Here is a 15,263-nt window from a genome sequence, read left to right on the forward strand (position 1 = left end):
TGCCGCCGGTGCTGGTGTTGTCCAGGCGTTCCACGCCGGTGTCCACCAGGCCGTAGAGGGTGACGTTCTGGGCCTGGGCCGAGGCGATGGACCCGGCACACAGGAGCAAAGTGGTGGTCAGGCTTGTAGCGATGCGTTGCATGAAAAGTCTCCTAGGGTTTTGGTTTTGAATTCAGGAAGGTGAGAGTGATGGCTTAGACGCTGGCAGCGAATTTTTCGTAGTGAAAGTTCGCGGGTTCAATCGCTTGCTCACGCAGATGGCTGGCCACGGCTTCGACCATGGGCGGGGGGCCGCACAGATAGATATCGACGTTGCCGTGGTGCAGTTGGGTCGGCTCCAGGTGGTGGGTGACGTAGCCTTTCTTGGGCCAGCGGCTGTCGTCGGCGACCACGCACACGGCGTAGCTGAAGTTGGGCAGGGCCGCCTTGAAGGCATCCAGGCGGTCAAGCGCCACGACGTCGGCATCGGTGTTGACGCCGTAGATCAGGTGGACGGGGTGGACGCTGCCGCCCTGGGCAGTCAGCTTGTCGAGCATGGCCAGGAAGGGGGCCAGCCCGGTGCCGCCGGCCAGCATCAGCACCGGGCGGGTGACGTCGCGCAGGTAGAAGCTGCCGATGGGGCCTGCCAGCTTGATGGTGTCACCGGGCTGGGCGCGACCGGTCAGGTAGCCGCTCATCAGGCCGTCGGGCACGTTGCGAATCAGGAAGCTCACCTTGTCATCGCGCGGCATGGCGCTGAAGGAGTAGGCGCGGGTGTGGGGGGTGCCGGGCACTTCCAGGTTGGCGTACTGGCCCGGCAGGAAGGACAGTTTGTTCAGGCTGGGACCTTGCAGCACCAGGCCGATGGTGCTGGGCGAGAGCTGGTGTACGGCTTCGATGGTCGCGGTCAGGGTGGCTTGCTTGATCTTGCACACCTCGGACGAGACGGGCACGTTCACCACGCAATCGCTTTTGGGGAACATCTGGCAGGTAAGCACCTGGCCCAGGCGGGCTTCTTCCTCGCTCATGGCATCCTCGATGTAAAAGCCCAGTTCGTATTGGCCGGACTCGGCCTTGCATTTGCAAGCACCACACGCGCCATCGCGGCAGTCGATGGGTACGTTGACACCCTGGCGGTAGGCAGCATCGGCCACCGTTTCCGAAGCATTGCAGTCGATGAAGCGGGTCACGCCGTCCTCGAAGTTCAGGGCGATTTTGAAAGTCATGTTCATCTCCAAGAGGGAAAACCGGCCCGCACCGCACCTTTTGAGATCAGAGGGCGCAGGCCGCATGGCGGCCCGCTCCAAGGGGCCGCCCAGAGGTCGGGGCAGGGTTAGACCGGTTCTTAGAACCTGTTCACGATCTCCGCGCGGGTGTGCAGTCGCGGCCTCGGGCGCTCTGCGGCGTTGCAAATCCTCGCCATAGCACCGCTATGGCTGCGGTTTGCGCCTGGCAGCCCATCCCGATCCGCATCCCGCACCCCTTCGCGCCGAGATCGTGAACAGGTTCTTAGATGTGGTACACGTCCAGAACGTGGCGAACGTAATCGGTCTTCAGAACGACTTTTTTTTCCTGAATGATGGGCTGCTCGCCGGTCACGTCCAGGGTGTAGAAGCTGGTGCCACAGAAGTGGTCGGTGTGGTTGTAGCGCACGCTCATGGTGTGCCAGTTGAAGCGCAGCTTGACCGTTTTCTCGTCCTGCTCCAGCACCTCGATGTTGCTGATGTGGTGGTTGGTGCGGGTGTCGGGGATGGTGGCGCTGGAGCGCTCGGTACGGATGCGGAACACGCGGTCTTCCAGACCGGCGCGGCGGCCGTACCAGATGAGCGAGATTTCGCTTTGCGGGTCTTCGGTCAGCGTACCGTCATCGTCCCAGGCAGGCACCCAGAAGGTGCAGTTTTCAGCGTACAGGGCCAGCCAGTTGTCCCAATCGCGCTCGTCCAGGTAACGGGCTTCGCGGTACAGGAAGGCACCCAGGTTTTCGTAAGAAATCGACATATCAATGGTCTCCTTGGGGCTTGGGCTTACTTGGCAGCAGATTCGTCGGACTCGGCAGCAACGGCGACACGCATTTGCTCCAGCCAGTAGCTGTGCTGGGCCACGTAGAGGCCTTCGTCTTCGGTCTTGATACCCGACAGAATGGGCTTGAGTCCGATTTTGTCGGCTTCGGCATCGGGGCCTTCCACCCAATGCTCAGCACCACGCGACATGTCGTTCCACTCCAGTGCCCGGCCCATGAAGCCTTCCTGGCAGGCGCGGAATTCTTCCAGGTCGTCCGGCGTGGCCATGCCAGTGGCGTTAAAGAAATCTTCGTACTGGCGGATGCGGCGGGCACGTGCCTCGGCCGATTCGCCCTTGGGCGCGATGCAGTAGATGGTGACTTCGGTGCGATCGACGGACAGCGGGCGGAACACGCGGATTTGCGAGCTGAACTGGTCCATCAAGTACACGTTGGGGTACACGCACAGGTTGCGCGAGTTGTTGATCATCCACTCGGCCTTGGCCTCGCCGAACGCTTGGACCAAGCGCTCGCGCTGCTCCATCAGTGGACGGTCTTCGGGGTTGTCCCAGCGCGTCCACAGCAGCAGGTGGCCGTTCTCGAACGAGTAGGAGCCGCCGCCTTTCTTGGCCCAGCCACCCGCGCTCATGGCGTTGATGTCGTCGCCGCTGTCGCGGCTCTTGCGCTGCGCCTGGGTGGCGGCGTAGTTCCAGTGCGTAGCGGTGACGTGGTAGCCGTCGGCACCGTTTTCGGCCTGTAGCTTCCAGTTGCCTTCGTACACGTAGGAGGAAGAGCCGCGCAGCACTTCCAGGCCCTCGGGCGACTGGTCCACGATCATGTCGATGATGACTTTGGCTTCGCCCAAAAATGCTTCCAGGGGCTGCACGTCGGCGTTCAGGCTGGCAAACAGAAAACCACGGTAGGACTCAAAGCGTGGGACTTTCTTGAGGTCGTGCGAGCCTTCGCAGTTGAAGCTGGCGGGATAGCCGGTTTCGGTGGGATCTTTGATCTTGAGCAGCTTGCCCGAGTTGTTGAACGTCCAGCCGTGGAAGGGACAGGTGAAGCTGCCCTTGTTGCCATGCTTGAAGCGCGTGAGCGTGGCACCCCGGTGTGCGCAAGAGTTGATGAAGCAGTTGAGCTGGTTGTCCTTGTTGCGCGTGATGAAGACCGGCTGGCGCCCAATTTTGGTGGTGTAGTAGTCGTTGATCTTGGGCAGTTGGCTTTCGTGGGCCAGATACACCCAGTTGCCTTCAAAGATGTGCTTCATCTCCAGCTCGAACAACTCCGGGCTGGTGAACATTTCGCGTTTGCAGCGGAATTTGCCTTTGGCTTTGTCTTTCTCGAGCAGTGAGTCGAGATATTCCTTGGTGATGCCCATGGTCGCGGTCTCCTTGTTTCTGGTGGTATGGAGCGGTCATGGTAGGCGGGGGAAAAGTTGCTAAATATCCGTTTTCTGCACGATAACTATCCGTTCTGTGCAGAAACTGTCGTTTTGCATGAAATGGATACGAGTTGTGCAGGAACTGGATATTCCGCTGGGACAGGGTGCCCCTAACCTACGCCTGCAACACCAACAACGTTAGGAGACACCCCCCATGGCATTCAAACTGAAGACCACTGCACTACTCACACTGGCCTGCCTGGCCGGCGCAGCCCACGCGGCCAGCGACAAGGTCAAAGTGGGCCTGATGCTGCCCTACACCGGCACCTACGCCGCCCTGGGCACGGCCATGACCAATGGCTTTAAGCAGTACGTGGAAGAAAACGGCGGCAAGCTGGGCGGCCGCGAGGTGGAGTACGCTGTGGTGGACGATGAGTCCAACCCGGCCAAGGCCACCGAGAATGCCAAGAAGCTGGTCTCGCGCGAGAAGGTGGATGTGCTGATCGGCACGGCCCACTCGGGCGTGGCGCTGGCCATGGCCAAGGTGGCACGCGACAGCAAGACGATCATGATCGTCTCCAACGCGGGTGCCAACGATCTGACCGGCTCGCTGTGCTCGCCCTACATCTTCCGCTCGTCGTTCTCGGCCTGGCAGCCGTCCTACGCCATGGGCGAGGCGCTGGCCAAAAAGGGGCTGAAGAACATCGCCACCGTGACCTGGAAGTATTCCTTCGGCGAAGAATCGGTGGCCGGCTTCAAGGAAGCGTTTGAAAAAGGCGGCGGCAAGGTGGTCAAGGAGATGACCCTGCCCTTCCCGAACGTGGAGTTCCAGCCCTTCCTGACCGAGATTGCCTCGCTCAAGCCCGATGCGGTGTTTGTCTTCTTTGCGGGCGCGGGTGCGGCCAAGTTTGTCAGCGACTACGCGGCAGCGGGCCTGAAGAGCAGCATCCCGCTGTATGGCCCCGGCTTCCTGACCGATGGCAACCTGGATGCCATGGGCGCAGCGGGCGAGGGGCTGCTGACCACGCTGCACTACGCCGACGGCCTGACCAACGCCAAAGATGTGGCCTTCCGCGCCAAGTACGTCGCCAAGTACAAGATACAGCCCGACGTGTACGCCATGCAGGGCTACGATGCGGCGCAGATGTACGAAGCGGGCCTGCGTGCCGCTGCTGGCGACCCCGCCAAAAAGGACGTGGTCATCAAGGGCATGGAATCGGCCACCATCGACAGCCCACGCGGTCAGTTCACCCTGTCACGCGCCCACAACCCGGTGCAAGACATCTACATGCGCCAGGTCAAGAGCGGCGGCAACATCATGCTCGAAGTGGTGTCCCCCAAGCTGGAAGACCCGGCACGCGGCTGCAAGCTGTAAGCCACTGACTTTCTCTCCGCACCTTTAATACCGCAAGTTTTTGTCGTCCCGGCAGGCTGCGTCCTGCCGGGCGGGGGATAGTCATGGATTTTGCAAACTTCCTGATCCAGACGCTGAACTCGCTGCAGTACGGTTTGCTACTTTTCTTGGTGGCAAGCGGGCTGACGCTGGTGTTCGGCATCATGGGGATCATCAATCTGGCGCACGGTAGTTTCTACATGATCGGCGCTTACCTGGCTTTTGTGCTGACCAGCGCCACGGGCAGCCTCGTCATGGCCATGGTGCTGGGCATACCGCTGGCACTGATTTTTGGCGCTTTCCTGGAGTGGGCGCTGTTCTCGCACCTGTACAAGCGTGACCACTTGGAACAAGTGCTGCTGACCTACGGCTTGATTCTGATTTTTGAACAACTGCGCAGCCTGCTGGTGGGCGACGATGTGCATGGGGTGACCATTCCGGATTTTCTGAGCGCCTCCATCCCGCTGACGGATGTGTTGAGCTACCCGGTCTATCGCCTGGCCATCTCGCTGGTGTGCATCGTGCTGGCCGTGGCCTTGTACTACCTGATCCGGCGCACCCGTCTGGGCATGATGATCCGGGCCGGCAACGACGACCGGGGCATGGTCGAGTCGCTGGGCATCAACATCGACATGATTTACCGCGTGGTGTTCGCGCTGGGCGTGGCCATGGCCGCACTGGCGGGGATGCTGGCTGCGCCCATCTCTTCGGTGTTCCCCAACATGGGCAGCCATGTGCTGATCATTTCGTTTGTGATCGTGGTCATCGGTGGCATCGGCTCGATCTGGGGCGCTTTGGTGGCAGCGCTGATCGTGGGGTTTGCCGACACCTTCGGCAAAGTGCTGATTCCCGAAGTCTCGGGCATCGTGGTCTATGTGGTGATGGCGGTGGTGCTGCTCTGGCGCCCCGAAGGCATCCTGAAGAAAGGTTGATGCCATGAAAAACATACACGCTTCGCTGATCGTCAAACTGCTTGCCCTGGCCGCCATTGCCTGCGTGCCGCTGTCGGGGGAATCCTTCTACATCGAGATCATCGGCAAGGTGCTGATCATGGCCATCTTCGCCATGAGTCTGGACCTGCTGGTGGGTTTTACCGGCTTGGTCAGCTTTGGCCATGCGGCCTATTTCGGTATCGCGGCCTACGCCGCCGCGCTGCTGACCGTGCGCTATGAAACGGCCAACCTGTGGCTGGCCCTGCCAACCTCGGTCGGGATCGCCGCCTTGGCGGCCTTGGTGATCGGCCTGTTTGTGCTACGCACCAAGGGCATCTACTTCATCATGGTGACGCTGGCCTTTGCACAGATGGTGTATTTCATCTTCCACGACACGCCGCTGGGCGGTGGCTCGGACGGGATGTACCTGAACAACAAGCCTTCAACGTCCATCTTCGGCTGGGAGCCTTTTGACCTCAACAACGAGGTGCACATGTTCTATTTCATCCTGGGGATGCTGGTGCTGGTGTACCTGTTCCTGCACCGCGTGTTGCAGTCGCCCTTTGGCCGTGTGCTGATTGGCATCAAAAGCAACGAGCACCGGATGCAATCGCTAGGCTACACCACCTTTCGCTACAAGCTGGGGGCCTTCACGCTGGCCGGTGCCCTGGGGGGGCTGGCCGGTTTCCTGTACGCCGCGCTGCTGGGCTTTGTTACGCCGGAGCTGCTGTCCTGGCATGAGTCGGGCAACGTGTTGATGATGGTGATTCTGGGTGGCATGGGCAGCCTGGGCGGGGCCATCGTCGGGGCCTTTGCCCTGGAGGCCATGCGCGAAATCTTTACCGATCTGACCAAATACTGGCAACTGTTGCTGGGTGGGGTGATTGTGGGCGTGGTGCTGTTCCTGCCCGGTGGTCTGGCCGGTGTGCCAGGCCGCATCCAGCGTGCCCTGCAAGGGGGAGAAGCCAAATGAGCGCGAATGCAAGCAAAGAAGTGTTGCTCCAAGCGACCAAGCTGACGCGTCGCTTTGGCGGTCTGGTGGCCAACCAAGACCTGGACGTGACGCTGGAGCGCGGCATGATCCATGTGCTGCTCGGCCCCAACGGGGCGGGCAAATCGACCTGCATCAACATGCTCTCGGGTGATCTGCCGCCCAGCGAGGGCAAGATCGAGTTCATGGGCCGGGACATCACGCACCTGACAGCCGCACAGCGCTCGCAGGTCGGCATTGGGCGCAGCTACCAGCGCACCAACATCTTCCCGCAGTTCACCGTGCTGGAGAACGTGCGCCTGGCCGCACAGTCGCGCCGCCAGCAACCCTGGCGCATTTTCAGCAAGGCCATGCAGCAGCAGTGGACGCTGGAAAAAGCCCGCGCCTGCATCGACGAAGCCGGTCTGGGCAAGCGCGTCGATTGGATCTCGGGCGTACTCAGCCACGGCGAGCAGCGCCAGCTGGAAATTGCCATGGTGCTGGCCACCGATGCACAGGTGCTGCTGCTCGATGAACCGCTGGCGGGCATGGGCTCGGAAGAATCTGCCAGCATGGTCGAGGTGCTCAAGCGCCTGCGCCAAACGCGCGGCATCCTGCTGGTCGAACACGACATGGATGCCGTATTCGCCGTGGCCGACATGATCACCGTGATGGTCAATGGCCTGTTGCTCGAATGCGGGCCACCAGCGCAAATCAAGGCCAGCGTTGCTGTGCAACAGGCCTATCTGGGGACGGAGGAGAGTTTCCATGTCTAACATGCTGCTTGAAGCCAAAGAAATCCACACCTACTACGGCGCCAGCCACATCCTGCACGGCATCGACTTCCATATCCGCGAAGGCGAGGGCATTGCCCTGATGGGGCGCAACGGCATGGGCAAATCCACGCTCATCAAGAGCATGCTGGGCGTGGTGCGTCCGCGCCATGGCCGCGTGCTGGTGCGCGGCGACGACCGCAGCAAGGCACGCACCTACCAGATCGCCCAGCAAGGGATTGCCTATGTGCCCGAGGGGCGCGGCATTTTCAAAAGCCTGACGGTGCGCGAAAACCTGCAGATGTCGGCACGGGCCGGTGTCGATGGGCGGCGCGAGTGGACGTTCGACCGCGTGATGGCCACCTTCCCGCGCCTGGGCGAGCGCATCAACAACGGCGGCTGGCAACTGTCGGGTGGCGAGCAGCAAATGCTCACCATTGGCCGTGCGCTGATGACCAATCCCGACCTGCTGATTCTGGACGAGGCCACCGAGGGCCTGGCCCCGCTGATCGCCATGGAGATCTGGCGCATCATCAAGGAGATTCGCACCACGGGCATCGCCACGGTGATCGTGGACAAGAACCATGGAGCGGTCACCAGCATCTGCGACCGGGCCATGATTCTGGTGAAAGGCCAAATCGTGTTTGACGGCACCAGTGCCGAGGTGCAGAACAACCCCACCCTGATTCAAACCCACCTCGGGGTCTGAGCCACGCCGCTCGACAAGGAGATCGACATGCAATACAAAGCCCTGGACATGATTCACGATGAGCACCAGGCGCTGGCTGCCATGCTCAACGGTATGCGCACCATCGCGACCGGCATCCGGGACGGGCGGATGAAAGTGGACTTTGCGCTCTACGCAGCCATGATTCGCTACATGGAAGAGGTGCCCGAAAAGCTCCACCATCCCAAGGAAAACGAATACCTGTTTGCCCTGCTGCGCATGCGCACCGATGCGGCCAACCCCATCCTCGCGCGGCTGGAAGCCGAGCACCAAACTGGCGGCAAGCGCATCCACGCCCTGCGCACAGCGCTGGAAAGCTACCAAACGGCGGGGGAGACCGGCTTTTCGGCATTCTTTGCCACCCTCAACGACTACGTGGCCGATGAGTGGCAGCACATGAACACCGAAGAGCACGAAATCTTCCCCCTGGCACGCCAGCACCTGCTGCCAGAAGACTGGGCGGCGATTGAGGCCGCCTTTCTGGCCAACGACAACCCCTGGCAGGGAAAGCGCGGGGAATACGAGGCGCTTTTTTCGCAAATTGTGAACACGGCACCGGCCCCCGTCGGCCTGGGAGGATCGGTGTGAATACGGCACTGCCAGCACCCTTCGTCTGGGACGATGGCTATCTGGTCGGGCACAGCGCCATGGACGACACCCACCGAGAATTCGTGGAATGCTTGAACGCTGTGCTGCAAGCCCCGGACGATGGCTTGCTCGCAGCGCTCGATGCCTTTGCCATCCATGCGCAGGCGCATTTCGACGAGGAAGACCACTGGATGCGCAGCACCCACTTCCCACCGGGTGACTGTCACCTTGATGAGCACGCCAAGGTGCTGGCCTCGGTCAACGCCGTGCGCGAAGCCCTGCGCGAAGACCAGGAGGGCAATGCGGCCTGGTGCCGGGAGCTGGCCCAGGCCTTGCAGGATTGGCTTCCAGGGCATGTCCAGCACCTGGACTCGGCCCTGGCCACCTGGCTGGTGCAGCGCACCCACGGCGGGCGGCCACTGGTGTTGCGGCGCAAAACCGCCTGCACCAACAGGTTCTAAGGGATTGCCATGTCTTTGTCGCGGGATTTTTCCGTTTCTGCCCTGACGGCCGGTTTTTTGGCCGTCCTGATCTCCTACTCCGGGCCGCTGCTGATCTTCTTTCAGGCGGGACAATCGGCCGGGGTGTCGCCCGCGATGATGGCCTCCTGGGTGTGGGGCATCTCGATTGGCGCGGCCATCTCGGGCATCGTCTTGAGCTGGTGGCTCAGGGTCCCCGTGGTCACGGCCTGGTCGGCCCCCGGCACGGCGCTGCTGATCACGCTGTTTCCTGACATCAACATCCATCAGGCCGTCGGGGCTTACTTGGTGGCGGGTGCGATCTTGCTAGCGATTGGCCTGTCGGGCAGCTTTGACTGGCTGATGCAGCGCATCCCCAAAGGCATCGCCTTCGGCATGATGGCCGGCATCCTGTTCCAGTTTGGTACCGGGGCCTTTCAACCGGCCGCCAGCATGCCGCTGCTGACTTTTGGAATGGTGTTGGCCTACCTGTTATGGAAACGCTTTTTCCCACGCTACTTCCTCGTGCTGGTGCTGCTCACCGGGGTGGCCTTGAGCGCCATCAGCACCGGCGGCCTGGCGGTGGGCGAGATGGATCTGTCACCCACCTGGCCCATTTTCATCGCACCCGAATGGCATAGCGGTGCCATTCTCAGCCTGGCGCTGCCACTGGTGCTGGTCAGCCTGACCGGGCAGTTTCTGCCCGGCATGGCGATTTTGCGCGGCGCGGGCTACTCCACCCCAGCCAAACCCATTGTGGCCATTACCAGCCTGGCTTCACTGAGTGTGGCGATGGTGGGGGGCATCAGCATCGTGATTGCCGCCATCACTGCTGCCCTGTGTACCGGCAAGGAAGCCCACGATGACCCCAGCAAACGCTATGTTGCCGGAATCGCCAATGGCGCGTTCTACTTGGTCGGCGGCTGCTTCAGCGGTGCCATCATCGGACTGTTCGCCGCCCTGCCCTCAGCCTTCATTGCCGTGCTGGCCGGTCTGGCGCTACTGGGGGCAATTGCCGCCAACCTGGCTGGCACCCTGGCCGAGGCCGACCAGCGCGAGGCCGCCGTTATCACCTTTGTCGCCACCGCCTCCGGCATGAGCTGGCTGGGCCTGGGTTCGGCCTTCTGGGGCATCGTCATTGGCCTGGTGGCCCACTTTCTCTTGCGCCCCCGATCCAGGCCGTAGCATCCAGCGCCCCCTCGTCGTCAATAGGAGGGAACCGCTCTTCTCGCCCTTCTTCGTATTTTTCTTGTTTGTGCTGTGTAAGCCCCATGCTGCTTCGAATCATTGAAATCCTGTTTCCGATGTTTGTCATCATCGCGCTCGGCTACGGTGTCGGGCGCACCCTCCAGCCCGACCTGTCGCACGCCAACAAGCTGAACATGGATGTCTTCGTGCCGGCGCTGGTTTTTGCTGCACTGGCCAACAAGGCGTTGGATATCAGCGCCTACCTGCCGCTGGTGCTGGCCGGCACGCTGGCCGTGGTTGGCTCCGGCGTTCTGGCTTGGACCGTTGCACGGGGAACCGGCATTTCCGTCAAGACCTTGGTGCCGCCGGTCATGTTCAACAACTGCGGCAACCTGGGGTTGCCGCTGGTCGTGCTGGCGTTCGGCGAGCAGGCGCTGGCCCCCATGGTGGTGTTGTTCATGGTCTCCAACCTGCTGCACTACTCCTTTGGTGTCTGGTTGTTTGACCGTCGGGTTCGCTGGTTTACGGTGTGGAAAGTCCCTACGGTGGTCGCCGCGTTCCTCGGCCTGCTGGTAAGCATCACCCAGTTCGAGGTCTGGCCACCGCTGCTGACCTCGATTCGTATGCTCGGCGAGGTCTCCATTCCGCTGATGCTTTTCGGCCTTGGGGTGCGCATCGCCAGCGCACGCATTGAATCGATCGGCTTCGGCCTGTTCGGCGCTGTACTGCGCCCGGCCATTGGCATGGCCCTGGCCTGGCTCATCCTGCAGCTGGTCACGCTGCCGCGCACCGAGCAGGCGCTGCTGTTGGTGTTTGGTGCCTTGCCACCTGCCGTGCTCAACTTCATGTTCGCCGAGCGCTACCACCAGGAGCCGGAAAAGGTCGCCTCCATGGTGCTGATCGGCAACCTCGCCTCGGTGCTGTTTCTGTCGTTTGCGCTGGCCTTGGTCTTGAATTGAAGCCTTCGATGGCCGTCAGTGCCCCGTGCCCAGGTGCCTAGCGCTGCTTCAGCACCTCGGAGGGCAGCTGGCCAAAAGTCTCGCGGTAGGTTTCGGCAAAGCGGCCCAGGTGGGTAAAGCCGTACTCCAGCGCCAGCGCAGTGATGTTGGCGAACTGGCTGCTCGGATCCATCAGGGCGTTGTGCACGGCCTGCAGTTTTCTTTGCCGAATAAAGTGCTTGGGCGTGGTTTTGGCGTGCCGCTCGAACAGGTGGTAGATCGACCGCATGCTCATGCGTGCCTGGGCAGCCAGGTTTTCCACGCACAGGTCGCTCTTGATGTTGTCGTCGATGTAATGCACCAGGCTCTCAAAAGAGACGTCCATCAACGTCGGCTTTTCCAACGATACATTGTGGTTCAACATGGTCATCAGCTTGGTGGCGATCACGCGGCTGTAATGGTTGAGCAGTTGCGGCTGAAGGCTCTCGGCCTCGGCCTCCTGGCAAATCAGGGTGAGCAGGTACAGCAGGCTTTCGAGGGAATCAAAACGGTAGGGCATGGGCTTGAAGCGAATGCCCTCCTGGGGGTGCTGCCACTGGTGTTCGGTGCAGGTGTTGTGCAGCAGGTACGTAGGCAGGCGCAGGATGAATTTTTCGCAATCCTCGGAGTACGTCAGATCAACCGGGTCATCGGGGTTAATGAGCATCAACTGCCCCGCCGACAGGTTGATGCTGTCATGGTCCAGCTCGTAACGGCATTGACCGCGCAAAATGAATTGCAGGTGGTAGATGTCGCGCAACCGCTCTGAAACAATCCGCGCCTGGCTGCCATAGGCCAGTCGGCACAGGTCGATGTTGCCAAATTTGCGGTGGGCCAAAGCGGCTTTACCACTCCATCCTCCCCGTTGCAGGCTCAGGCCATGGTTGCCGACATGCTCATTGACGTATTCCGAAACGGCAAAAGGATCTGCCTGGTGAAAAACCGTACTCGTCTCTTTCAGGAACGAGAAGCAGCGAATGGGTCGGCTGGCGCACGCAGAGGCGGGCGCGATAGAGATCGGTTGCATAACTTCAACGCCCCTTGAAAAGGGCACAACAGGCCCACGCACCAAGGGGTGCAGACCATGGAAATTTAGCGATTCTAAAAAAATTTATCGATTTTCATAAACAGGAAAACCCTCGAAAACCGCATCAGACAACGTCTGTCTGATGAAAATGGAATACAAAAATACGGAAAACCACCATTGCCAAAGTTCTGCATTTTTAAAATGTCGATAATTTAAACATTCGGTGGAGGAGAAGCGCAGGTTCTAAGCCGCAAACACCTTGCCCGGATTCAGGATGCCCTGCGGGTCGAGCGCGGCCTTGATGGCCTGCATCATGGCAATCGCACCGTCGCCGCATTCCTCGCGCAGGAACGCCTGTTTGTGGATGCCGATGCCATGCTCGCCGGTGCAGGTGCCGTCCATGGCGATGGCGCGGCTGACCAGGCGGTGGTTGAGCTGCTCGGCGCGGTCGCGTTCGGCGGGGTCATCGGGGTCGATCAGGTAGCCGAAGTGAAAGTTGCCGTCGCCCACGTGGCCGACGAGGAAGAAGGGGATGGCGCTGTCCTGCGCGTCCTGCACCGAAGCCAGCAGGGCATCGGCCAGGCGCGAGATGGGCACGCAGGCATCGGTGGTGATGCAGCGGCAGCCGGGGCGGCTTTGCACCCCGGCAAAGTAGGCGTTGTGCCGGGCGGTGAACAAACGGGTGCGCTCCTCGGGCGTGTCGGCCCAGACAAAGTCCTGCGCCCGGTGTTCGGCGGCGATGGCCTGCACCGTTTCCACCTGCTCCTGCACGCCCGCCGGGGAGCCGTGGAACTCCATCAGCAGCATGGGCGCTTCGCGCAGGGCAAGCTGGCTGTAGCGATTGACCATGCCGACGGTGGCGGCGTCGAGCAGCTCGACCCGGGCAATGGGCACGCCCAGCTGGATGGTCTGGATGACGGCGTGGACGGCGTCGTCGATGCTGGCAAAGGTGCAGGTGGCCGCCCGCACCGCTTCGGGCAGGGGGTGCAGGCGCAGGGTGATTTCGGTGAAGATGCCCAGCGTGCCTTCGCTGCCGACCAGCAGGCGCGTCAGGTCGTAGCCCGCCGCGCTTTTCTTGGCGCGGTTGCCGGTGCGGATGACTTCGCCTTGGGCCGTGACGGCTTGCAGCGCCAGCACGTTTTCGCGCATGGTGCCGTAGCGCACGGCATTGGTGCCGCTGGCGCGGGTGGCGGTCATGCCGCCGAGGGTGGCATCCGCGCCGGGGTCGATGGGGAAGAACAGGCCCAAATCCTTGATGGCCTCGTTGAGCGCCTTGCGCCGGATGCCGGGCTGCACGGTGACGGTCATGTCCTCGGCATTCACGCGCAGCACCTGGTTCATGCGGCTTACGTCCAGGCTGATGCCGCCCTGCACGGCCAGCAGATGCCCTTCCAGTGAGGTGCCTGCGCCGTAGGCAATGATGGGCACGCCGTATTCGGCACACAGGCGCACGGCGTCCTGCACGTCCCGGGTGGATTCGGCAAACACCACGGCGCCCGGCGGCGGTGCGGTGATCGAGCCTTCGTCACGGCCATGCTGTTCGCACACGGCGGCGGCGGTGGAGCATTGGTCGGCAAAGCGCTGGCGCAGGGCAGCAACAAAATCGGGGGACATGGTGGGCCTCTTTCACTCTTTGAAAAAACGGCGTTCAGCTGCGCAGATGGCAACCTGCACTGCGCCTCGTGCGGGATTACGTCCTATGCCCGCCAGCCGCTGCCGCCCTGGGCCAGGGTTTGCCGCAGCGCCTCGGTGTGCGCCCCGGCCGGGCCGGCGGGGTTGATGGGGTAGGGCGCAGCGCCAAAGCGCGGGGCCGGGCTGGCTTGCAGCGTGCCGTCGGGCTGGGCATACACGCCCCGCGCTTGCAGGTGCGGGTGGTGCAGCGCCGCCTGGGGGCTGAGGACGGCGGCAAAGCAGGCATCCGAGCCTTCCAGCAGGGCTTGCCAGTGGGCCTGCGGGTGGTGCAGGAACAGGGCCGCCAGCCGGGCGCGGCGGCGGGGCCAGGCGCTGCGGTCCCACTGGTCGCCGGTGAAGTCCGGGTCGCCCTCCAGGCCCAGCCGTTGCAGCAGCAACCGGTAGAACTGCGGCTCGATGGGGCCGATGACGATGTGTTCGCCATCGGCGCAGACGTAGGTGTCGTAGAACGGCGCCGTGGTGTGCAGGCTGGCGCTGCGCGTGTCGCCCACCAGGCCGGTGGCCCGCATGCTGAGGTTGAGGTTGAGCATGTGCGCCGCGCCATCGACGATGGCCGCATCCACCACCGTGCCCTGGCCGCTGGCACGCGCCTGCAGCACCCCGGCCAGCAGCCCCGTCATCAGGTACAGCGCCCCGCCGCCGATGTCGCCCAGCACGCCAAAGGGGGGCACGGGGCGGGCATCCGCCGGGCTGCAACCCCACATGGCCCCGCTCAGTGCGGCGTAGTTGACGTCGTGCCCGGCGGTGTGTGCCAGCGGGCCGCTCTGGCCCCAGCCGGTCATGCGGCCATAGACCAGGGCGGGGTTGATGGCGTGGCATTCCTGCGGGCCCAGGCCCAGGCGCTCCATGCTGCCGGGGCGCATCCCTTCGATCAGGATGTCGGCCTGCGCTACCAGTTGCAGCACCAGCTGGCGGCCTTCGGGGGATTTGAGGTCGGCGAACACCGAGCGCTTGCCCCGGTTGAGCAGATCGCCCGTGATCGGCGTGCCGCCGTTGCCGGGGCGCACCAGCGAGATCACGTCGGCCCCCAGGTCGGCCAGGTGCATGGCGCAGAACGGGCCGGGGCCCAGGCCGCCGATTTCCAGCACGCGCAGGTTGTGCAAAACTTTTTTCATGGGTGTCTCCGGGTTGTTTTATTGATAGCTGCTTCCGCTTGTCATGTAAGGATTTCAGATAAAA

General features: G+C 62.3%; 15 protein-coding genes. 9 read left to right on the forward strand and 6 right to left on the reverse strand.

All coding sequences use genetic code 11. The annotated features are described in order from the left end of the window. Nucleotides 1–194: 194 nt before the first annotated feature. The 3 genes from benC to benA all read right to left on the reverse strand — a co-directional run bounded on the left by benC (nucleotide 195) and on the right by benA (nucleotide 3,356). Nucleotides 195–1,205: a benzoate 1,2-dioxygenase electron transfer component BenC gene (gene benC / locus ACFO3A_RS14810; protein ID WP_377727960.1), complete on the reverse strand. Its 1,011-nt coding sequence runs from the start codon at nucleotides 1,203–1,205 to the stop codon at nucleotides 195–197. A gap of 283 nt (nucleotides 1,206–1,488) precedes the next feature. Further along, nucleotides 1,489–1,977, reverse strand: coding sequence for a benzoate 1,2-dioxygenase small subunit (gene benB / locus ACFO3A_RS14815; RefSeq protein WP_377727962.1), 489 nt, complete (start codon nucleotides 1,975–1,977; stop codon nucleotides 1,489–1,491). A gap of 26 nt (nucleotides 1,978–2,003) precedes the next feature. Further along, nucleotides 2,004–3,356 carry a benzoate 1,2-dioxygenase large subunit gene (gene benA, locus ACFO3A_RS14820; protein ID WP_377727965.1) on the reverse strand — a complete coding sequence of 451 codons (1,353 nt, stop codon included), beginning with the start codon at nucleotides 3,354–3,356 and terminating at the stop codon, nucleotides 2,004–2,006. Between the two features lie 217 nt (nucleotides 3,357–3,573). Here benA and ACFO3A_RS14825 point away from each other — a divergent pair, with 217 nt between their 5' ends. From ACFO3A_RS14825 to ACFO3A_RS14865, 9 genes are all read left to right on the forward strand, one after another. Further along, nucleotides 3,574–4,734: an ABC transporter substrate-binding protein gene (locus ACFO3A_RS14825; protein WP_377727968.1), complete on the forward strand. Its 1,161-nt coding sequence runs from the start codon at nucleotides 3,574–3,576 to the stop codon at nucleotides 4,732–4,734. An 83-nt stretch (nucleotides 4,735–4,817) separates the two neighbouring features. Beyond that, nucleotides 4,818–5,684, forward strand: a complete 867-nt coding sequence (locus ACFO3A_RS14830) for a branched-chain amino acid ABC transporter permease (RefSeq protein ID WP_377727970.1) — start codon at nucleotides 4,818–4,820, stop codon at nucleotides 5,682–5,684. A gap of 4 nt (nucleotides 5,685–5,688) precedes the next feature. Beyond that, on the forward strand, nucleotides 5,689–6,657 hold the full coding sequence (locus tag ACFO3A_RS14835; protein WP_377727971.1) for a branched-chain amino acid ABC transporter permease: 969 nt from the start codon (nucleotides 5,689–5,691) through the stop codon (nucleotides 6,655–6,657). Then, nucleotides 6,654–7,430 (forward strand): ABC transporter ATP-binding protein, encoded by a 777-nt coding sequence (locus tag ACFO3A_RS14840; RefSeq protein WP_377727973.1) that lies wholly within the window; start codon nucleotides 6,654–6,656, stop codon nucleotides 7,428–7,430. Before ACFO3A_RS14835 ends, ACFO3A_RS14840 begins: the two co-directional genes overlap by 4 nt. Then, nucleotides 7,423–8,136 carry an ABC transporter ATP-binding protein gene (locus ACFO3A_RS14845; RefSeq protein WP_377727975.1) on the forward strand — a complete coding sequence of 238 codons (714 nt, stop codon included), beginning with the start codon at nucleotides 7,423–7,425 and terminating at the stop codon, nucleotides 8,134–8,136. The genes ACFO3A_RS14840 and ACFO3A_RS14845 overlap by 8 nt, the downstream gene beginning before the upstream one ends. Nucleotides 8,137–8,163: 27 nt before the next feature. Continuing rightward, a complete protein-coding gene (locus ACFO3A_RS14850; protein WP_377727977.1) occupies nucleotides 8,164–8,742 on the forward strand; it encodes a hemerythrin domain-containing protein in 579 nt (192 codons plus the stop codon). Further along, nucleotides 8,739–9,203 (forward strand): bacteriohemerythrin, encoded by a 465-nt coding sequence (locus tag ACFO3A_RS14855; RefSeq protein ID WP_377727979.1) that lies wholly within the window; start codon nucleotides 8,739–8,741, stop codon nucleotides 9,201–9,203. Before ACFO3A_RS14850 ends, ACFO3A_RS14855 begins: the two co-directional genes overlap by 4 nt. A gap of 9 nt (nucleotides 9,204–9,212) precedes the next feature. Then, entirely contained in the window at nucleotides 9,213–10,385 is a 1,173-nt protein-coding gene (locus tag ACFO3A_RS14860; RefSeq protein WP_377727981.1) for a benzoate/H(+) symporter BenE family transporter, read from the forward strand. 86 nt (nucleotides 10,386–10,471) lie between these two features. Beyond that, entirely contained in the window at nucleotides 10,472–11,347 is an 876-nt protein-coding gene (locus tag ACFO3A_RS14865; protein WP_377727983.1) for an AEC family transporter, read from the forward strand. A gap of 37 nt (nucleotides 11,348–11,384) precedes the next feature. Here ACFO3A_RS14865 and ACFO3A_RS14870 read toward each other — a convergent pair whose 3' ends face one another. The 3 genes from ACFO3A_RS14870 to ACFO3A_RS14880 form a co-directional block, all read right to left on the reverse strand. Beyond that, nucleotides 11,385–12,392: an AraC family transcriptional regulator gene (locus ACFO3A_RS14870; RefSeq protein ID WP_377727985.1), complete on the reverse strand. Its 1,008-nt coding sequence runs from the start codon at nucleotides 12,390–12,392 to the stop codon at nucleotides 11,385–11,387. A 243-nt stretch (nucleotides 12,393–12,635) separates the two neighbouring features. Then, nucleotides 12,636–14,006, reverse strand: a complete 1,371-nt coding sequence (locus ACFO3A_RS14875; RefSeq protein WP_377727987.1) for an FAD-binding oxidoreductase — start codon at nucleotides 14,004–14,006, stop codon at nucleotides 12,636–12,638. A gap of 83 nt (nucleotides 14,007–14,089) precedes the next feature. Next, nucleotides 14,090–15,199: a CaiB/BaiF CoA transferase family protein gene (locus ACFO3A_RS14880; RefSeq protein WP_377727989.1), complete on the reverse strand. Its 1,110-nt coding sequence runs from the start codon at nucleotides 15,197–15,199 to the stop codon at nucleotides 14,090–14,092. Between the last annotated feature and the right edge of the window lie 64 nt (nucleotides 15,200–15,263).

It is taken from the genome of Comamonas nitrativorans, from assembly GCF_042654765.1.
GTDB lineage: Bacteria > Pseudomonadota > Gammaproteobacteria > Burkholderiales > Burkholderiaceae_C > Comamonas > Comamonas nitrativorans.